Source organism: Alteromonas sp. 4NH20-0056 (assembly GCF_057539655.1).
On the sequence record NZ_BAAJLS010000001.1, the window covers coordinates 129,794 to 148,966 of the forward strand.

The 19,173-nt window shown below is 43.9% G+C and carries 15 protein-coding genes; 13 read left to right on the forward strand and 2 right to left on the reverse strand.

Annotated elements, in window-relative coordinates; translation table 11 throughout:
• Window positions 1-35: 35 nt before the first annotated feature.
• From AC27EZ_RS00590 to AC27EZ_RS00640, 11 genes are all read left to right on the forward strand, one after another.
• Window positions 36-1,886 (forward strand): DUF885 domain-containing protein, encoded by a 1,851-nt coding sequence (locus AC27EZ_RS00590; RefSeq protein WP_487133461.1) that lies wholly within the window; start codon window positions 36-38, stop codon window positions 1,884-1,886.
• Window positions 1,887-1,993: 107 nt separating this feature from the next.
• Window positions 1,994-2,551: a sigma-70 family RNA polymerase sigma factor gene (locus AC27EZ_RS00595; protein ID WP_487133462.1), complete on the forward strand. Its 558-nt coding sequence runs from the start codon at window positions 1,994-1,996 to the stop codon at window positions 2,549-2,551.
• Window positions 2,544-3,248, forward strand: coding sequence for a DUF3379 family protein (locus tag AC27EZ_RS00600; RefSeq protein WP_487133463.1), 705 nt, complete (start codon window positions 2,544-2,546; stop codon window positions 3,246-3,248). The genes AC27EZ_RS00595 and AC27EZ_RS00600 overlap by 8 nt, the downstream gene beginning before the upstream one ends.
• A 233-nt stretch (window positions 3,249-3,481) precedes the next feature.
• Window positions 3,482-5,407, forward strand: a complete 1,926-nt coding sequence (locus AC27EZ_RS00605) for a GGDEF domain-containing protein (RefSeq protein WP_487133464.1) — start codon at window positions 3,482-3,484, stop codon at window positions 5,405-5,407.
• A 132-nt stretch (window positions 5,408-5,539) separates the two neighbouring features.
• Window positions 5,540-7,048 carry a sodium/proline symporter PutP gene (gene putP, locus AC27EZ_RS00610; RefSeq protein WP_487133465.1) on the forward strand — a complete coding sequence of 503 codons (1,509 nt, stop codon included), beginning with the start codon at window positions 5,540-5,542 and terminating at the stop codon, window positions 7,046-7,048.
• Window positions 7,049-7,300: 252 nt separating this feature from the next.
• Window positions 7,301-8,215: a sulfate adenylyltransferase subunit CysD gene (gene cysD, locus AC27EZ_RS00615; protein ID WP_487133466.1), complete on the forward strand. Its 915-nt coding sequence runs from the start codon at window positions 7,301-7,303 to the stop codon at window positions 8,213-8,215.
• Window positions 8,215-8,811 carry an adenylyl-sulfate kinase gene (gene cysC, locus AC27EZ_RS00620; protein WP_487133467.1) on the forward strand — a complete coding sequence of 199 codons (597 nt, stop codon included), beginning with the start codon at window positions 8,215-8,217 and terminating at the stop codon, window positions 8,809-8,811. The genes cysD and cysC overlap by 1 nt, the downstream gene beginning before the upstream one ends.
• The gene (gene cysQ / locus AC27EZ_RS00625) at window positions 8,811-9,602 is read left to right on the forward strand and encodes a 3'(2'),5'-bisphosphate nucleotidase CysQ (protein WP_487133468.1); all 792 of its coding nucleotides are present in this window, start codon (window positions 8,811-8,813) and stop codon (window positions 9,600-9,602) included. The genes cysC and cysQ overlap by 1 nt, the downstream gene beginning before the upstream one ends.
• Before the next feature lies 1 nt (window position 9,603).
• A complete protein-coding gene (cysN, locus tag AC27EZ_RS00630) occupies window positions 9,604-11,019 on the forward strand; it encodes a sulfate adenylyltransferase subunit CysN (protein ID WP_487133469.1) in 1,416 nt (471 codons plus the stop codon).
• Window positions 11,020-11,034: 15 nt separating this feature from the next.
• A complete protein-coding gene (locus AC27EZ_RS00635; protein ID WP_487133470.1) occupies window positions 11,035-12,762 on the forward strand; it encodes an SLC13 family permease in 1,728 nt (575 codons plus the stop codon).
• A 186-nt stretch (window positions 12,763-12,948) separates the two neighbouring features.
• A complete protein-coding gene (locus AC27EZ_RS00640) occupies window positions 12,949-13,650 on the forward strand; it encodes a YIP1 family protein (RefSeq protein ID WP_487133471.1) in 702 nt (233 codons plus the stop codon).
• 21 nt (window positions 13,651-13,671) lie between these two features.
• On the opposite strand, the gene AC27EZ_RS00645 is transcribed toward AC27EZ_RS00640, so the two are convergent.
• Complete coding sequence (locus tag AC27EZ_RS00645; protein ID WP_487133472.1) at window positions 13,672-14,532, reverse strand: DUF3025 domain-containing protein; 861 nt, start codon at window positions 14,530-14,532, stop codon at window positions 13,672-13,674.
• A 70-nt stretch (window positions 14,533-14,602) separates the two neighbouring features.
• On the opposite strand from AC27EZ_RS00645, the gene AC27EZ_RS00650 reads away from it, so the two are divergent.
• The gene (locus AC27EZ_RS00650; protein ID WP_487133473.1) at window positions 14,603-16,255 is read left to right on the forward strand and encodes a M28 family metallopeptidase; all 1,653 of its coding nucleotides are present in this window, start codon (window positions 14,603-14,605) and stop codon (window positions 16,253-16,255) included.
• 84 nt (window positions 16,256-16,339) lie between these two features.
• Here AC27EZ_RS00650 and AC27EZ_RS00655 read toward each other — a convergent pair whose 3' ends face one another.
• The gene (locus AC27EZ_RS00655; RefSeq protein WP_487133474.1) at window positions 16,340-17,122 is read right to left on the reverse strand and encodes an RMD1 family protein; all 783 of its coding nucleotides are present in this window, start codon (window positions 17,120-17,122) and stop codon (window positions 16,340-16,342) included.
• 334 nt (window positions 17,123-17,456) lie between these two features.
• On the opposite strand from AC27EZ_RS00655, the gene asnB reads away from it, so the two are divergent.
• Window positions 17,457-19,130, forward strand: coding sequence for an asparagine synthase B (gene asnB, locus AC27EZ_RS00660; RefSeq protein WP_487133475.1), 1,674 nt, complete (start codon window positions 17,457-17,459; stop codon window positions 19,128-19,130).
• The last annotated feature ends 43 nt before the right edge of the window (window positions 19,131-19,173 follow it).

The following is a 19,173-nucleotide window of genomic DNA, read 5'->3' on the forward strand; positions in this document are numbered from 1 at the left end:
CATTGATGTCGCTTCCACGAAACCGGGGAGATCTTATGAAAGCAACACTAATGAAATTATCACCGATAGCGGCAGCACTATTTGCCATCACCGCTTGTTCACCCGCGACGGAAAGTACTCAGACAACAACCTCTCACGTTGCTGCTGAACACAACGCTTCACAAACCGAATCAGAAAGGCTTAGTGCGTTTTTTGAAAACGCTTTTGACGAAGATTTAAAACGCTCTCCATTATTCCAAAGTTATCTTGGTAAAAAATGGGATTATGATAAGTGGGATGATATCAGTGAGGCTGAATCGGACAAAAGCGTTGCCATTGCCAAGGAACGATTATCCACACTTGCTAGTTTTGATGTCAGTAAACTGAGCGAACAAGAGCAACTTAGTTTACGACTATACAAGCTTGGTATAGAGCGCAACTTGGCCAATGACGCATTTCGTCATCACCGCTATATTGTCCATCAATTTCGTGCGGCACACACCCAAGTTCCAAGCTTCTTAATCAATATTCATCGCGTATCATCGAAGGAAGACGCTCAGGCGTACATTGGGCGCCTTAATGGCGTGAATAAATACTTCGACCAAGTTATTGACCAAATGAAGGTTAGAGAAACCCTTGGCGTGTTCCCACCTGCATGGTCTTACGATCAAATGATAGAAGCTTCTAAAAATGTCATTACCGGCGCGCCTTTTGAAGAAAATGGTGACCCGTCGACGATATTGGAAGACTTTCAATCTAAAGTTGCAGCACTAACACTAAGTGATGAGGAAAAAGACCAATTAATCGCTGAAGCAAACACGGCATTGTTGCGTTCAGTGATGCCAGCGTACCAAAAACTCATTGCAGAACTTACGCATCAGCGAGCACTCACTCCTGAGGGAGACGGTGTCTGGCGGCTACCTGACGGCGACACATGGTACCAGAATCGTCTTAACTGGTTCACAACAACCGATTTGACCGCTGATGAAGTACATAAAATTGGCTTAGATAATGTCGAGCGTATTCATAACGCAATGCGAGACATTATGAAGGAAGTGGGCTTTGAAGGTACGCTACAAGAGTTCTTCGTGTTCATGCGTGAAGACGACCAATTCTACCTTCCTGCAACCCCTGAGGGACGTCAAAAATACCTAGACGATGCAAAGCAAGCCATCGACGATATGCGCGATGCACTACCAGCTTATTTTGGCATACTTCCGGAAGCGCCCATGGTAGTGAAACGTGTTGAGGCATTTCGCGAGCAATCTGCTGGTAAAGCGTTCTATCAAAGTCCAGCACAAGACGGTAGTCGACCAGGCATATACTATGCGAACCTATTCGATATGAAGGCGATGCCCACTTATCAGTTAGAAGCCCTCGCCTATCATGAAGGTATTCCTGGCCACCATATGCAACGCACTATTGCACAGGAACTCGAAGGGGTGCCTCAATTCCAGAAATTTCTGAGCTTTACGGCCTACACAGAAGGCTGGGGGTTGTATACCGAAGAGTTGGCAAAAGATATGGGCTTTTATAAAGACCCTTACTCTGATTTTGGCCGCTTAGCCATGGAGTTATGGCGCGCATGTCGATTGGTCGTTGATACCGGCATTCACGCAAAAAAATGGTCACGAGAAAAAGCAATAGCGTATCTTATTGATAATACTCCGAACCCTCAATACGATGCAGAAAAAGCCATTGAGCGTTACATTGCCATGCCGGGTCAGGCAACAGCATACATGATTGGTAAACTCAAAATTATGGAATTAAGAGAGAAAGCCATGACTGAACTGGGCGATAAGTTTGAATGGGCTGGGTTCCATGACGAGATCTTAAAGTATGGCCCGGTGCCATTGTCGGTACTAGAAGAGAACATCGATAATTGGATTGCCAGCAGAAAAGTATAACATCTAGAAATACGTTTTATTGAACAATAAAAGCTGCACCTTTTTAACGGATAGAAAGGTGCAGTTTTTTTATGCAATAATGAAAAAAATATTATTTGATGAATTTTATGTTTGTACGAAATAAAACTGACAGTGGTCGGGTCTTATCAGGTATGAAAGCAAAACACCAAAGATACGAAGCGCTAGTCAAAGCGTTTCACACCGACATTTATCGCTATGCGTACTGGTTAGTAAAAGATCGGAGCGTGGCCGAAGACATCGTGCAAGAAACGTTCTTGAGGGCTTGGCGATCTCTTGATGCCCTTAATGACGAGAAAGCGGCTAAATCTTGGCTGATCACTATACTGCGACGAGAGAATGCCCGACGGTTCGAGCGCAAACAGCTAGACACGGTAGATATTGATGATGAACATATTCATGATGATACACAACAAGCCGACGTAGACATTCACAACCGCGATTTACACCGTTTATTGGGCGGCCTCAGCGATGAGTACAGAGAACCTTTGGTGTTGCAGCTTATCTTTGGGTTTAGTGGAGAGGAAATCGCAGCACAACTTGGGTTAAACAAGAATACCGTAATGACAAGGTTATTTAGAGCAAGAAGCCAGTTGAAAGAAACGTTAGAAAGACAGAATGAACAGAGAGGTCGTGTAAATGGATGAGTTAGAATTTAGACGCAGAATATATGCCGACCCAAATACAACTGACAGCGACGTAGTCGAGGCGGCAAAGTCTGACAACAGCAAGCGCGACTTTTGGAACGAGCAGAAACTGTTAGATACGCAGTTAAAGCAAGCAGCAAAAGTAGAGGTGCCAGAGGATTTAGTTAATAAATTAATATGGCAGCAGTCAGCTGACGAGTTTAGCCGGTACAAACGCAAAAGCCGATGGTATATGGCATTAGCAGCGTCAGTAGCCTTTACCGTAGGTATTGGTTTTACTATGTGGTATCACCAGCCTGTGAGCCTTGGTGGGCAAGCACTCGCACACATGCAGTATGCCGAAACAGAGCGTGCTCACACTTTATTACCGGTTAATTTAGAGATGGTAAATGCGAAACTAGCCAGTTTCGGCGCAAGCTTTACAGACGATATCGGCAAAGTGGAAGTGGCCAACTATTGTCATTTGAGTACAGTAAGAAGTTTGCACCTAATTCTGGACACACCTGAAGGTAAAATGTCGGTGTTTATTGTACCAGAACGCAGCGACATCCGTGTTCCAGCTGAATTTGAGGACAAACAGTATCGAGGCGAAAGCCTAACACTTCAGCGTGCTAGCATCATGGTGGTTGGCGATAAAAATGCGGATTTAGATAATATGAAAAAATCAGTCGCAGAGAGAATTCGCTTTTCCGCTTAACTATTGAGCGCGTAGTTTGATGTTTTAGAACCACAAAAATTCGGCCTCCTTGGCCGTTTTTTTTTTGGGGAGTGTGCCCCACCATCTTTCAGCTTCACACCATTACAGCGTTTTTTAACGTGATTTTTAGTCTACACCTACTTTATAATTTGGCTACTCTGCGCGTAACGCCCTATGTGTTCTTTACGCTCCAGTCACAATACAAATCGATATTGAAGTTAATGAAGTATTTAGTGAAGTGTTCCTGTTTGTTCTCTCGCCTCCCTGTTTTAGGTTTGTGGTTAAGTGTACTCATTTGCCCGCCTTCATTTGCCGCCTCACAGATAGAGACATTGCAGCGATATAGTAACCTTGTCGCGACATCTATTTATGACTGGAATTCCCCCAATGGGTTGGCTAATGATGAAATCGCAGATGAGATAGACGCATCAGGAATACACAACGACAAAACACATTTAGGTGTGGTGTTCAGACATATATTGGCGTCGATTACGGCCGCAGAAACCGATGGCCCAAGGCTACCTATCGTAGTACACACCCCTGTTGTAGAAAAAGATTGGGAAGCGCTAAAAGCGCTAGACCTTCACACTTACAGCGCCAATCGCGCATATTACATCTTTGCCACGTCCGTAATTCAAGCCAATACCCGCCTTGAACGGGTTCAAATCAGCATTCCTAAACTCCGAAAGTTGAAGTATGAACTACTTAACACCGGCAACAAAACTGCTATTGCAACCGCTAGTATGTGGCTCGCAATGGAGCTTACCGTGCAAATGCCGCTGCAAGCAATAACAGAAATAAACTATGCATTGCCTTATTTAGGGCTCGCTAATGACGGTAGAAAGTTAGAGACCTTGTTAGATAAAGTTGTCGCGCATAAATTATTAGGGCAAATGTATTATGAATTGAATATTTATAATCGCGCTTACGAGCATGCTAAACGCTTTATAGCGTTAAAGGGTGAGAGCACGATTGAAGTAACAGATTATACATTTGTAATTAATCCGCTTAATAAGATGGAACGTTACACCGAAGGGTTAAAAGAGGCAATGGAGGCGGAAAGACTCGCCATTAGAAACAAGAGTAATTTCGAGTTGATGCTAGCAAAGTCTTTACGCATGAGCATTCACAGCAACCGACAGGCACCGGGCGATATCGAGGAGGTTAATAAGATTGCCCAATCAATTCAATCACTCTATGAAGATGACATTCCTTCCAAATGGGTCACGTATTCGACGATAAGCAAACTGATGCAACTCTCGCTTGATGGCAGCGATGAGGCGTTTGAGAATGAAATCAAAGAATATCGTAATGAAGTGGAAGGCCGCCGAGGTAAAGAAGAGTTCAGCAATCCAGAGAGCATTCATTTGCATGAAAACCTAAGCTTATTCTATTCCCTTCGAGGTGATTTCGAAACCGCATTTTATCATCAAAAAAATGCACAACGAGCCTCAATAAAAAACAGGCTAACCCGTTTTGAAGATCTTCGCACCATTGAACAAGATCCGCTGTCTAGAGATGTTGAGTTTATTCAATTACAAAAAGAAAAACTTGCCACATTACAGGCATCTTCAGAGCAAAAACATCAGCGCTTAACTACGCTTATTTTTGCCCTTTTGGCGCTCATCCTTGCTGCGGTAGCTATCATTTTATGGCGTAAACAGCGTCGTAGCACCTACTATGCGAACACCGACCCGCTTACCGGCGCGCTCACTCGACGAGCAATGCTGTCAGCATTATCAAAATCTCTGGAAGAGGGAAAAGTGTCAAGCATCGTATTAATGGACCTTGACCGCTTTAAGTTTGTGAATGATAACTACGGACACCTTGTGGGAGATGAAGTACTTCGTTTTTTCTGCGACACCGTGCATTCAACGATTCGAAAATCTGACAAACTTTGCCGATATGGAGGCGAAGAGTTCCTGCTGTTACTAGATGGAGCGTCGAAAAACGTCGCAGAGAAAGTACTTGATCAAGTTAGCGTGTCAATGAAAGCCAAGCACGCCTGGAAGCAGACCGATGAGCACTTTACCGTGAGCTTTTCAGCTGGGCTCATTGAGGTTAAAGGTATTCAAAATATTCAAACCATTATAAAACAATGTGATGATTTGCTTTACCGTGCCAAACGCAAGGGTCGAGACCGTCATGAATCTTATTAACTCAACCGCTAACCTCTAATTCATTACCCTTTTACAATCCCGCACCGGTCAAATAATGGCCAATTAAAAATACTGTCATGGAGAGTGCTACCCATAGGTGTTAGCATTAAATAAAAACTATAAGGGAACACTATGGCAACCGGCACAATAATATCGTTAGGGTTATATTTCATTGTAATGCTTGGCATCGGATTGTTTGCATTTAGACAAACCGACACCAACGTTGAAGGTTACATGCTAGGAGGTCGACAACTCGGTCCTGGTGTAACGGCATTATCAGCTGGCGCCTCTGACATGAGTGGCTGGATGCTGATGGGCTTGCCAGGTGCTATGTATGTTTCAGGGCTATCTGCAGGTTGGATTGCCGTTGGCTTAACGCTGGGCGCGCTTGCAAATTATATTTTGGTGGCTCCTCGCCTTCGTATTTATACTGAAGTCGCCAACAACTCCATTACGTTACCCGATTACTTTGAAAATCGTTTTGCCGATAATTCAAGATTGCTTCGTGTTATTGCCTCTATCGTTATTGTTGTATTCTTTACGCTGTACACTTCATCAGGCGTCGTTGCGGGCGGGAAACTGTTCGAAACGTCGTTTGGGCTTAGCTATGAAATGGGATTATACGTTACTGCAGGTGTGGTAGTGGCATACACCTTGGTGGGCGGTTTCATGGCGGTGAGCATGACCGATTTCGTTCAAGGCTGCATTATGTTCGTTTCGTTAGTTATGGTACCGGCGGTTGTTATCAGTGAGCTAGGGGGCGTGGGGGCATCAATTGATGCACTTGATACTATCAACCCTGCCCTATTTAATGCCTTCGTCGATGCATCAACCAACGAAACGCTTACCTTTGTTGGTATAGTCTCGCTGATGTCATGGGGCTTAGGCTATTTCGGTCAACCTCATATTATTGTTCGTTTCATGGCCATTCGCTCTGTCGATGACATTCCTACGGCGAGAAATATTGGTATGGGCTGGATGATAGTTTCAATTATCGGCGCCCTCATGACTGGGCTATTCGGTCTTGCTTATGTCACAGGCAATGGCAACCAAATAGACCCAGAAACGGTCTTTATTTATCTGTCTCAAATACTCTTCCACCCATTAATTGGCGGTTTTCTACTCGCCGCTATTCTCGCCGCTATCATGAGCACCATATCATCACAGCTTTTAGTTACCTCAAGCTCACTAACGAGCGACTTCTATCAAGCGTTTTTGCGCCGCGATGCATCAGACAAAGAACTTGTTATCGCGGGCCGTGTTAGTGTGGTCGCCGTTGCCCTTGTTGCTATTTATTTAGCCTACGATAGAAACAGCAACATCTTAACGCTGGTTAGTAACGCGTGGGCAGGGTTTGGTGCGGCATTTGGTCCGTTAGTGCTATTTAGCTTGTTCAAACGAGAAATGACACGACGTGCTGCGTTAGGTGGAATGATAGTAGGTGCAGTGACGGTATTGCTTTGGATTTACCTGCCAGTCACGATTAACGGCGCATCGTTGGGTAGTTGGATGTACGAAATTGTCCCCGGATTTATTCTGTCCAGCCTTACCATTATGATACTAAGTAAATCTGGCACACCGCGAAAAGGCGTCACAGACACCTTCGATATTTTCGAGCAAAAACTTAGCGAACGTAAGTAGTTAATCGACTCAAAGAAAAGCCCCGCATAGTATTGCTATCGCGGGGCTTTTTGTTAAAAAATACCGTTTTCAAGCATAGAAAAATCAAGCCTTATGCCAAAAAACACGATGTTTTAATTTTTTAGTAATAAGTTGGGCATTTTAAATAGCTAAATCGCATACTACATTTAAATTTAATTGTGGTATCTTTCTATGCAGAAAAATAACCCGCATATAACTTTTTTGTATATAACATAAAAATCGGACTTCAAAATGACTGCTAGTATCCCGTCTGTTACGCATTTGAAACAACTCGAAGCCGAGAGTATCCAAATCTTCCGAGAAGTTGCCGCTGAGTTTGAAAACCCAGTAATGCTTTATTCGGTGGGTAAAGACTCTTCTGTTTTACTTCATCTCGCGCGTAAAGCGTTTGCGCCTGGAAAAATCCCGTTCCCTTTATTACACGTCGATACCACGTGGAAATTTGGCGAAATGATCAAGTTTCGAGACGAACAAGCGAAGAAACACGGTTTTGACCTGCTTGTTCATATTAATGAAGAAGGTGTAGCGCACGGTGTAGGTCCATTTTCACATGGGTCAGCGAAGCATACTGATATCATGAAGACCCAGTCTCTTAAGCAAGCACTCAACAAATATAAATTTGACGCGGCCTTTGGTGGCGCTCGAAGAGACGAAGAAAAATCACGCGCAAAAGAACGGGTGTATTCATTCCGCGATGAAAATCATCGCTGGGACCCTAAAAATCAGCGTCCAGAATTGTGGAACATCTACAACTCACAAGTGAACAAAGGCGAGAGCATCCGTGTTTTTCCTATGTCAAACTGGACTGAGCTTGATATCTGGCAGTACATCTACCTAGAAAACATCGATATTCCTCAACTGTATTTGTCTAAGCCTCGTCCAGTCGTAGAACGTGATGGTGTGCTTATTATGGTTGATGATGACCGCATGCCACTAGAGGAAGGTGAAGTACCAGAAATGCGTTCGGTGAGATTTAGAACGCTCGGCTGTTACCCGCTTACTGGTGCAGTTGAATCTGAAGCGGCAACGCTTCCAGAAGTTATTCAAGAAATGCTGCTTACCAAAACTTCTGAACGTCAGGGACGTGTTATCGATCATGATAGCGCAGGCTCTATGGAGAAGAAGAAAATGGAAGGGTATTTCTAATGACCACAGACAACGTTGTTTGGCATAAACACGAAGTCAATAAAACCACTCGTTCTGAAAAACTAGGCCAAACGCCTCGGGTGTTTTGGCTTACTGGGTTAAGTGGTTCTGGTAAATCAACATTGGCAAACTTGCTCGAGAAAAAGCTTCACGAACAAAATAAACATACGTATTTGTTAGACGGCGATAACATACGTCACGGTTTATGTGGTGATTTAGGTTTTAGCGATAAAGACCGCGTTGAAAACATTCGCCGCATTAGTGAAGTCGCTAAGCTATTTATAGATGCGGGAACCCTTGTGCTTACCGCTTTTATCTCACCGTTTAAAACTGACCGCGACTACTGCCGCAGCTTAATGGACGATGGTGAGTTTGTAGAAGTGTTTATTGACACTCCCCTTGCAGTGTGTGAAAAACGCGACCCGAAAGGCTTATATAAAAAGGCGCGAAGCGGCGAAATTAAAGATTTCACCGGTATCGATTCTGCCTATGAAGCCCCTGAAGCGCCGGAAATTCACTTAACCTATCGGGATGAACCAGCAGAGCAGACCGCTGAACGCTTGTACGCCTTGCTTAAAGAAAAGGGATTGGTGTAATGACACAGCCTATTAACTCTCTTGCACAAAATGTGCTTCGCATTGCCAAAGAGGCAGGTGATAAAATTATGGCGATTTATGAAAATGATTTCGCCATTTACGAAAAGCAGGATACTAGCCCGCTTACCGAGGCAGACCTTGCTGCGCATAACGTTATTGTTCATGCCCTTGAAGCGGAATCCGACTTGCCAATTCTTTCAGAAGAGTCAGCTGATATTTCGTGGGATGAACGAAAAACGTGGTCGTCGTACTGGTTAGTAGACCCGCTAGACGGCACTAAAGAATTTATTAAGAAAAACGGTGAGTTTACGGTAAATATTGCACTTATCGAAAACGGCAAGCCAACCATGGGTATCGTTTATGCGCCAGCACTTAACAAAAGCTACGTAGGCATTGTTGGTGAAGGTGCATGGACCGAAGTGAACGGCGAGTTTACCGCTATTTCCGCGCGCAAACACGACGGTACCGAGGTGTGGAAAATTGTGGGTAGTCGTTCTCACCAAAGCCCTGAAATTCAAAACTTATTGGCCCAGCTTAACGGTGAAACCGAGCTTGTAGCGATGGGCAGTTCACTGAAGCTTTGTTTAGTTGCAGAAGGTGAAGCGCACCTTTACCCTCGTTTAGGCCCAACGTCGGAGTGGGATACGGGAGCAGCTCATGCTGTAGCCCTTGCCGCTGGTGCGAACGTAACGGTCCTAAACCCAGATAACCCTTTAGATGAAAATGCTGAGGCGCTTACCTATAACCAAAAAGCATCAGTATTAAACCCCTTTTTCCTTGTGAGCGCATAACATGAACAACGAAAACGAATTATTAAGACAAGATATTCTGTCTTACCTAGAGCAACACGAAAAGAAAGACATGCTACGTTTCCTAACTTGCGGCAGCGTGGATGATGGTAAAAGCACACTAATTGGTCGCCTATTACATGATTCAAAGATGATTTATGAAGATCAGCTTGCTGCAATCACGAAAGATAGTAAGAAAGTGGGCACCACGGGTGAGAAAGTAGACTTAGCATTATTGGTAGACGGTCTGCAATCAGAGCGTGAGCAAGGCATTACTATCGACGTAGCTTACCGTTACTTCTCGACTGAAAAACGAAAGTTTATTATTGCCGACACCCCAGGACATGAGCAATACACTCGAAATATGGTAACGGGCGCATCAACTTGCGACCTTGCGATCATTCTTGTGGATGCGCGAGGCGGCGTAAAAGTGCAAACTAAGCGTCATTCATTTTTAGTCTCATTACTGGGCATTAAGCACGTTATTGTCGCTATCAATAAAATGGACTTAATGGACTATTCTGAGTCTGTGTACAACCAAATTCAGGAAGACTATCTGAAATTTGCTGAGCAGCTTGATATTCCAGATATTCAGTTTATCCCACTGTCAGCGCTTGAAGGTGACAACGTGGTTGGTTTAAGCGAAAAAACGCCTTGGTTTGATGGTGTGCCGCTAATGCAAATGTTGGAAGACATTGAAATTGGTGAAGACGATAACCAAGATGATTTCCGCTTTCCTGTACAATATGTGACTCGCCCTAACCTCGATTTTCGTGGTTTTGCGGGTACCGTGGTATCGGGTCAAGTAGCACCGGGCGACGAAATCACTGCGCTACCGTCAGGTAAAAAGTCTAAAGTAAAACAAATTGTGACATTTGAAGGCGACTTAGAACGCGCCTATGTCCCTCAAGCAGTCACACTAACACTTGAAGACGAAATTGATATTTCTCGTGGCGATATGATTGTTAAATCTGACAATATACCGTTACTGTCTACGCAATTTAAAACCCATTTGGTGTGGATGTCTGAAGAACCATTGATGCCGAATAAACAGTATTTGTTTAAGTTTGCGACAAAATCAACACCTGGAGTCGTTGCGCATATCGATAATCAAATAGACGTAAACACGCTTGAAGAAAAAGATGCAATGCACCTAAATCTAAATGAAATAGGTGTTGTTGATGTTAAATTCACTCAACCAATTGCCTGTGACCCTTACAAGCGAAACCGCCCTACTGGCTCATTTATCGTCATTGATAGATTGACCAACGGCACAGTGGGCGCAGGGATGATCATCGATCACATTGCTAGCGATGCACAGCATGCCTCGCCAAACTTCTCAGAGTTTGAGCTTGAGTTTAATACGCTTGTTCGTAAGCACTTCCCACACTGGAACGCTGTGGATATTAGTAAGCTCTAATAGGACTGGATCTTAATGGATATTACCCAGTTCATCGTACTGGCGATCTTCGTCAGTACGATTTTTGCGTTAATATTTACCAATCAACGCCCTTCTACCGTGTTTTCAGGCACGGTTTTAGGCTTGCTGGTTACCCAACAATTATCAATGGACGACATCCTGTTGAATTTAACGAATAAGGGCCTAATCACCCTTATTTTATTGCTGTTAGTCAGCAGTGCCATTGACAAGACCGCACTTATCAAGCGGCTCGGTAGAAAGTTAGTCACGTCGAGTTTTACCGCCTCCTATTGGCGATTGTTCTCGCTCACATTCTTGTCCTCTGCCTTGCTAAATAATACCGCCATCGTGGCGAGCCTTATTGGCCCAGTTAAACAAAACCAATATCACCCAGCATCTCGCCTGCTTATTCCTTTATCGTATGCTGCAATTTTAGGCGGAACCGTTACACTAATCGGTACCTCAACCAACTTGATTGTAGATAGCTTTCTACAAGAACATGGCCACCCAGGGTTTAACTTTTTTGACTTTACGCTTTATGGCTTAGTGGCAGGCGTTGCCTGTGGGGTATTGATGTTTTTTCTTTTACCGTTGCTGCCACACATCACCAATAAAGATAACCGTTATCACGCCTATATGGTCGAGGCAAAAGTAGAGCCAGACTCAGAGCTTATAGGTAAAACGGTAGAGCAAAACCATTTACGTAACTTACCAGAGTTGTTTCTCGTTGAAGTAGTTCGTGATGGTAATCTTATCTCTCCTGTCAGTCCCGACTTAGTCATTATGGAAAAGGATAAACTTATCTTTTCTGGTAATGTACAAAAGCTTGATAACCTTAGTCATATTAAAGGGCTAAGTATGTTTGCAGAAAGCGATGGTGTGATGCGCGATAGTCTTACTGAAGTGGTTGTTGCAAACCGTGCTCAGATTATTGGACAAACAATAAAAAGTTTAGGCTTTCGTGCATTGTTTGATGCAGCAGTCGTCGCCATTAGGCGTGACGGAGAACAATTGTCGGGCAAGCTTGGAGAAATAAAACTTAAATCCGGTGACTTTTTATTACTGGCAACAGGTCCAGATTTCGCAACACGACAAAATATAAGCAAAAACTTTTTTATCCTCACCGAACAACGTATTGCTCGCCCTCTTACAAACAAACAAGAGTGGATCACCCTTGGCGGCTTTTTGACTACCGTAGCGCTCGCGGCAACAAACATCATTTCGCTTTCAATTGGGCTATTATTTTTAGCCGCAGTATTAATTGGCTTTCGTGTTACCTCAAATGGCGAAATGAAGCGCAATTTACCGCTTAACTTGATAATCGTGATTGTTGGTGCACTAAGTTTAGCGACGGCGCTTGAGTCATCAGGTGTCATCACGTTGATCACGCAAGCATTGATGCCTCTACTTTCCGGTACAAATTGGTTCGTTGCGCTAATAACCGTATATTTAGTCACGCTATTACTTACCGAATTTGTTACCAACAATGCAGCTGCCGCACTCATGTTTCCGTTTGCCTATGGGCTAGTCGACATTATTGGCGCCCCACTCATGCCATTTGCCTTAGCGGTTGCATTTGCCGCGAGCGCCAGTTTCATTTCGCCTTTTGGCTATCAAACCAACCTGCTTGTGTTTAATGCTGCCGACTATCGATTCAAACACTTTATTAAGATAGGCTTACCGATTTCGATAACCTACAGCACGATAGTGCTTTGTTTGCTGAATTACACCTATTTAACATAGGAAACAGGGTCCCCCCGCTAGCCTAACCGCAACCATAAACAATAACAAAAGCCAGTAAATTACTGGCTTTTCTTTTTTAAGTGACACATATTGTAACTAATTCATGCCGCCACGGTAGTGCGCCCATGAAGCACTTACTTTATTATCGTCAATAACTTATATTTACCTCTACTTTTGGAGCAGGGAATGCAAACGGTCACTAACCCTTTTCAAGCATGCAACGACATATTTTTTAAACCGAATGGCGTTTTTAAAGCGGTAGGTGAAAAAAGTAACTGGAGTTGGCTTCCTTTTATTTTGGTCATGCTTATTGCGGTGTCATCACAATATCTTTACATTAATTTTGTCGATATTGAGTGGTTTGCCAACGCCAATATTGCAGCGAAAGGTGACATGAGCCCGGCGGAAGCAGATCAAATGCGCGCCTTCTTCACTCGCAATACCATGATGATGTCGAATATTATTGGTATATTCTTTGGCCTCATTATCGTCAATGCTATTTCTGCTGCTTACCTAAATATAATGACACGTTCAGACGACAGTCATGTCTTTGGCTTTACCGATTGGTACGGGTTTACGTGGTGGGTGTCTATGCCTTACGTGTTAACGGGCCTTGTGTCAGTGGTTTTACTGCTTTTGGCCGGTGATCATCAGGTTTCTCCGTCAGTGCTTGCACCACTTTCTGTTGCCTACCTTTTTAATATAGGGTTGGAGTCGTCGTGGTTTGCCCTTGCACAATCAATGCGTATCGAGTTGTTTCTAGGTATCTATTTGACCACCGTTGGCATTGCACAGTGGACATCGTTTACAACTAAAAAGGCGCTCGTTATTGCCGCTGCGCCCTATGCTATTATTTACGGTATATGGTTTGTGGTAGCGCTGTTTTAGTCGCCATTGATAAACGCATTATCAGAGCGGAAGCTGAATACTCGCTTTCGCTCCTTTTCTTATCGGCCTAAAGTAATCTTCATTTTGATAAAAACTATCCGGCTGTTCACGGTGCCAACCTGGTACGCCCAACAACGGAATAGGCTTTAAAAGCGGCGAACGCGTAAAGCATCCCAAAGTCCTGATACGCTCAACCAACGCAGCATCAACCACGTTTCTTTGCTCCCAATACGGTAATTCTGAAAACCCTTCATCAACCCTTACTGCCAGCCATTTACCCGTAAGCCCCTCAAAAGGTGATAGCATCATCTCCAGGTTCGCATGGCCGAAAATAAATGGATGAACATGACGTCCCCAATAGTGCTTTCGGTTAATAAAGACTTCTCGCCATTCGTGTGACGCAAGTGAATGTAGAAAGGAATTCCCGTTGTCTGCCAAGTCGGTCCCCGCCTCCATGGCTAACACAACCCCACACTCGTCGAAGTGGGTAATACGGTTTCGCCTAGAGGTTCTGGGATGCACGCCATATTCAGCGATATCTAGCATATGCAATGTATTGAGCAACGTTTTTGTATTAGGAAACTGCAACCACACCAATGCATTAAAGAGATCATGCCAACTTCGTTCGCGAGTGGGCACGGTAGCGTCTTGTGAGATAATTGCTTCGTAATATCGCAGCTCGTCTTCACCAAATTTACTTTGCCCTTTAAAGGTTGGTGCACTCCACGAGCCATAGTAACGTTTAATCAGCTTGTTAAGCGTGACATCATTAGGAAAATCAGAAAGCGATGATAGCGACATGGCATCGAGTAAACGTACGACAGGTGGTGCGGCATGGGCCTTTAGGAAGTTTATATCCCAATCAATAACATTTGAGTGCATAACAACTATTGGTTCGTGTTTCGGTTTTCTCTATACTGGAACGCTATTGTAGAGCAAACTGAGACTAACAATGAAAAAAATGTTTTTGCCTTTACTGATACCTGCCGTTATCGGCGTCAGTGCATGTACTCCTAACGAAACCACCTCATCGAGCACCGTAAAAGAAACGCCAGAAGCTTCAAACTTCGATTCGGTTTACCGTGCAATCAGTGATGCTGATATAAGAGAACCACTTAAAATTCTTGCTTCTGATGAGTTTGAAGGTCGACTCCCGACTACTGAAGGTGAAAAGAAGACCCTTGACTACCTTATTAGTGAATTTGAGGCCGCAGGATTGCAACCAGGCAACGTAGATAGCTTCTTACAGCAAGTTGAGTTGATGGAAATTACTGCTGATTCTGATATGACCATTGGTGACAACACCTTTGCGTACAAAGACGATATGGTCGCCTCATCAAAGCGCGAGCAAGACAACGTATCACTTGAAAGTTCAGAATTAGTGTTTGTGGGCTATGGCGTAAATGCCCCGGAATACAATTGGAACGACTATGCAGGGCTTGATGTAAAAGGCAAAACAGTAGTAATCCTTATCAATGACCCTGGTTTTGAAAATCCAAATAGTGGCAAGTTCCAAGGCACCACGATGACCTATTACGGTCGCTGGAGCTATAAATATGAGGAAGCAAGTCGTCAAGGAGCCGCAGGCGCAATCATTGTTCACGAAACGGCACCGGCGTCTTATGGCTGGTCGGTTGTTGCAAATAGTTGGAGTGGCCCACAATACGGTTTGGTCAGCAAAGATAAGGGTGCTAGCCGCGTAGCTGTAGAGGGCTGGTTGACTAAAAGCGCCGCCGAAAAAGTATTTGCTGATGCTGGGCTAGACTTCTCGAAAGAAAAGGCAAAAGCAATGAAGGGGCCGTATCACGCGCCGTTAAACCTAACTGCATCGGTTACAGTTAACAACACGTTTAAAAAATCGTTGAGCCATAATGTTATTGCAACATTGAAGGGAAGCGAGAAACCAGATGAACATGTGATTTATACCGCGCATTGGGATCATTTAGGCAAAGACGAAAGCAAAGAAGGCGATCAAATATATAACGGCGCGCACGATAATGCGACAGGGACGGCTGCCATACTCGCAATGGCAAAAGCCTACGCAAACCTCACGCCAGCGCCTAAGCGTTCAGTGTCTTTCTTGGTAGTTACAGCAGAAGAACAAGGTTTGTTGGGCAGCAAATACTATGCAAGTAACCCGGTTATTGCTATCGACAAAACTGTAGCAAATATCAATATGGACGCAATGAATGTTCTTGGTAAAACCAAAAATGTTGCTGTGGTTGGAATGGGAAAGTCGGAACTTGAAACATATTTGAGAACGGCGGCGCAAAAACAAGGGCGAACCCTAACTAGAGAAGATAGACCTGAGGCGGGATACTACTACCGTTCAGATCATTTTAGTTTTGCCAAACAAGGTGTACCTGCGTTGTATGCGGAGGGCGGAAATGAGCCCGCAGACGACGAAACGGCCAAGTACCGCAAGCGTATGAATGTAATTGTTACGGGCTGTTATCATCAGGTATGTGACGAGTATCGCGACGACTGGGATTTAAGCGGTATTGTTCAAGACACTCAGATGCTGTTTGATGTGGGCGTAGGTGTCGCCAATGCTGACATGTGGCCAAAATGGAATGAAAGCAGCGAGTTTCAGCGTAATTATTAATTACACGCTCGCCGCCTTTTAAGTAACAAAGCCCCGCACAGTCGGGGCTTTTTCATACGCGCACTCAATAAAGCGGGATATGCGTTACATCAACATCGCTTTTAACTCTTCCGCGCCGAACGTTGCTATTTCAAACGCGATCAAGATAATAATAATCCACTCTAAAAACGATGAGTGCTTATGATTTAAATCATCGGCTAACATTTCAAATAACTCATGAATGACATCAAGCTTGTTAGACAGTAATTCTACTCGCGGTCGAATATCTAAATAACGAGAGGTTGCACTGTAAGCATATTCGTACTCAGGGTACTCCCAGAAAAACTCTGGGGTATCTAGCAAACCATAGTGCAAAAATATATCGCTCTTAGTACTGAATAAGTGACCACGCACTTTTGCCAATGCTTTTCTACCAAGCTTTATCTTTCCCGTTTCCGCAAGCGTATGAGGCAAATATGCATACTGAGAAATAGTATCTTGCGCTTTCTGCTCATATTCATTGAGCTTAATAGATTGCGCTAAGCCGTGGCTGACAGATAAACGTAGCAATACGTCATTGCTCGAGAGCGTGATGAGGTCTTGCTGTAGTTTCAAGGCTTCGCTATTCACGCTAAAGCGCAGATGCTCCTGATGCTGCCCTTTTAACACTGACTCACTCACATGAAGCCGATGCAATAGCGCTAGCTTTTCGTCTTCGTCAACGCCCCAAAACACAATAACGCCGTACTCAAATAACCAAGCTTCCCCGCCTGTCACGTCAATTTGTACTGCATCACGGTAACGAGACCCAAGGCTTCCCATTAACTCAGATGATGCACTGAAGTGAGGAATGATAAATACTGACACCCTGTCATTTGAAAATTGCATATATTACACCGTTGATTGAATAAAACGGCCGGATTATGCGCTTAAATAACGGGCTGTAATAGCAGTTTAATGCGTCAAAAATATGATGGTGACGATACTAAATTTTAATCCTCATTAGGATGGTATTTCCTATAATTTGACCAAATTAGGTAAAAAGGAATAAGAATTTCCATTTTCTCATCATAATAGGCTTGCAATTTCCTGTCAGACTGGCACATTCAAGGGCAAGCGAATGGTAAAAATAAAAACAAGACATCCGCCTGCTCACTCGTGAGTAATCCCCGACAGAAAATCTCATTATTTTTTCAACAAGTGAACAGAGAGAACTCGTTTTATGTGTGGTATTTTCGGTATCCTTGATATCAAAACCGATGTGTCTGAACTCAGAACCCAAGCCCTGGATTTTTCTAAACTATTGCGCCACCGTGGCCCTGACTGGTCGGGTATCTGGAATAATGATAATACCATTCTTTGTCATGAGAGATTGGCCATTGTCGACGTAGATACAGGGGCGCAGCCTCTTATCAGTCAGAATGACAAGCAAGTGCTTGCGGTTAATGGTGAAATTTATAACCATAAACAACTGGCCGCGGCGTTAGATACACCGTATCCGTTTAAAACACGCTCAGACTGTGAAGTTATTTTGCCCTTGTTTCAGCAAAAAGGCATAGACTTCATTGATGAACTTGAAGGTATGTTTGCATTTATTCTTTACGACGAAGAACAAGATGCTTACCTCATTGCCCGTGACCATATTGGTATTATTCCGCTATACACTGGTTACGATGAACACGGTAATTTCTACGTATCATCAGAAATGAAAGCATTAGCGCCTATTTGTAAAACAATTAGTGAATTTCCTCCAGGCCATTATTTATGGAGTAAAGACGGAAAAATTACGAAATATTACACGCGTGACTGGATGCAATATGATGCGGTCAAAGATAACACAACCAATTTAGACGATTTGCGAGTCGCGTTTGAAAAAGCGGTTAAGTCGCACATGATGTCCGACGTACCTTATGCGGTGCTGTTATCAGGTGGTCTTGATTCTTCCTTAGTTTCTGCAGTCGCTGCACAGTATGTCGCCAAGCGCGTAGAAGATGAAGATAAGACGGATGCTTGGTGGCCCCGTTTACATAGCTTTGCTGTTGGTCTAGAAGGTGCGCCTGATTTACAAGCTGCCAAGAAAGTGGCTGACATGATAGGCACGGTGCATCACGAAATTCACTTTACAATCCAAGAAGGTTTGGATGCTATTCGTGATGTTATTTATCACCTAGAAACCTATGACACCACAACCATTCGTGCGGCCACGCCGATGTACCTTATGACCCGAAAAATCAAGGCGATGGGTATCAAAATGGTGCTATCAGGTGAAGGGGCAGATGAAATTTTCGGTGGTTATCTCTATTTCCATAAAGCACCTAATGCAAAAGAGTTTCATGAAGAGACTGTTCGTAAACTAGACCGTCTTCATATGTTTGATTGTGCTCGTGCAAACAAAGCCACATCAGCGTGGGGCGTGGAAGCCCGCGTACCGTTTCTAGACAAGAACTTTATTGATGTTGCGATGCGCTTAAACCCTCAAGACAAGATGTGCCTTGATGGGAAAATGGAGAAGTGGATCCTGCGTAAAGCCTTCGACAATGGTGAGACACTTCCAGCAGAAGTGCTTTGGCGCCAAAAAGAACAATTTGGTGATGGCGTAGGATATTCGTGGATTGATTCAATTCGTGACTTCGTTGACGCTGAAGTTGCCGATCAACAACTTGCCTCGGCAGAGTTCCGCTTTCCTGTGAATACACCAGACACCAAAGAAGGGTATTACTACCGTACTATTTTTGAAGGGTATTTCCCCCAAGAGAGTGCAGCTAAGTGTGTACCCGGTGGTAAGTCGATTGCGTGTAGCACGGTTGAAGCACTAGAATGGGACGAAAGTTTTAAAAATAATGCCGATCCATCGGGTCGTTCAATGAAAGATGTTCACTCAGGCGGCAAATCGTAAGCGTGTAGTGACTCGAAAAAAGCGCGCCTTAGGCGCGCTTTTT

Coding starts and splice junctions, on each gene's coding strand:
- putP (WP_487133465.1), top strand. CDS start 5,540: ATGGCAACCGGCACAATAATATCGTTAGGGTTATATTTCATTGTAATG.
- AC27EZ_RS00600 (WP_487133463.1), top strand. CDS start 2,544: ATGGATGAGTTAGAATTTAGACGCAGAATATATGCCGACCCAAATACA.
- asnB (WP_487133475.1), top strand. CDS start 17,457: ATGTGTGGTATTTTCGGTATCCTTGATATCAAAACCGATGTGTCTGAA.
- cysD (WP_487133466.1), top strand. CDS start 7,301: ATGACTGCTAGTATCCCGTCTGTTACGCATTTGAAACAACTCGAAGCC.
- cysC (WP_487133467.1), top strand. CDS start 8,215: ATGACCACAGACAACGTTGTTTGGCATAAACACGAAGTCAATAAAACC.
- AC27EZ_RS00645 (WP_487133472.1), bottom strand. CDS start 14,532: ATGCACTCAAATGTTATTGATTGGGATATAAACTTCCTAAAGGCCCAT.
- cysQ (WP_487133468.1), top strand. CDS start 8,811: ATGACACAGCCTATTAACTCTCTTGCACAAAATGTGCTTCGCATTGCC.
- AC27EZ_RS00590 (WP_487133461.1), top strand. CDS start 36: ATGAAAGCAACACTAATGAAATTATCACCGATAGCGGCAGCACTATTT.
- AC27EZ_RS00655 (WP_487133474.1), bottom strand. CDS start 17,122: ATGCAATTTTCAAATGACAGGGTGTCAGTATTTATCATTCCTCACTTC.
- AC27EZ_RS00595 (WP_487133462.1), top strand. CDS start 1,994: ATGTTTGTACGAAATAAAACTGACAGTGGTCGGGTCTTATCAGGTATG.
- cysN (WP_487133469.1), top strand. CDS start 9,604: ATGAACAACGAAAACGAATTATTAAGACAAGATATTCTGTCTTACCTA.
- AC27EZ_RS00650 (WP_487133473.1), top strand. CDS start 14,603: ATGAAAAAAATGTTTTTGCCTTTACTGATACCTGCCGTTATCGGCGTC.
- AC27EZ_RS00640 (WP_487133471.1), top strand. CDS start 12,949: ATGCAAACGGTCACTAACCCTTTTCAAGCATGCAACGACATATTTTTT.
- AC27EZ_RS00635 (WP_487133470.1), top strand. CDS start 11,035: ATGGATATTACCCAGTTCATCGTACTGGCGATCTTCGTCAGTACGATT.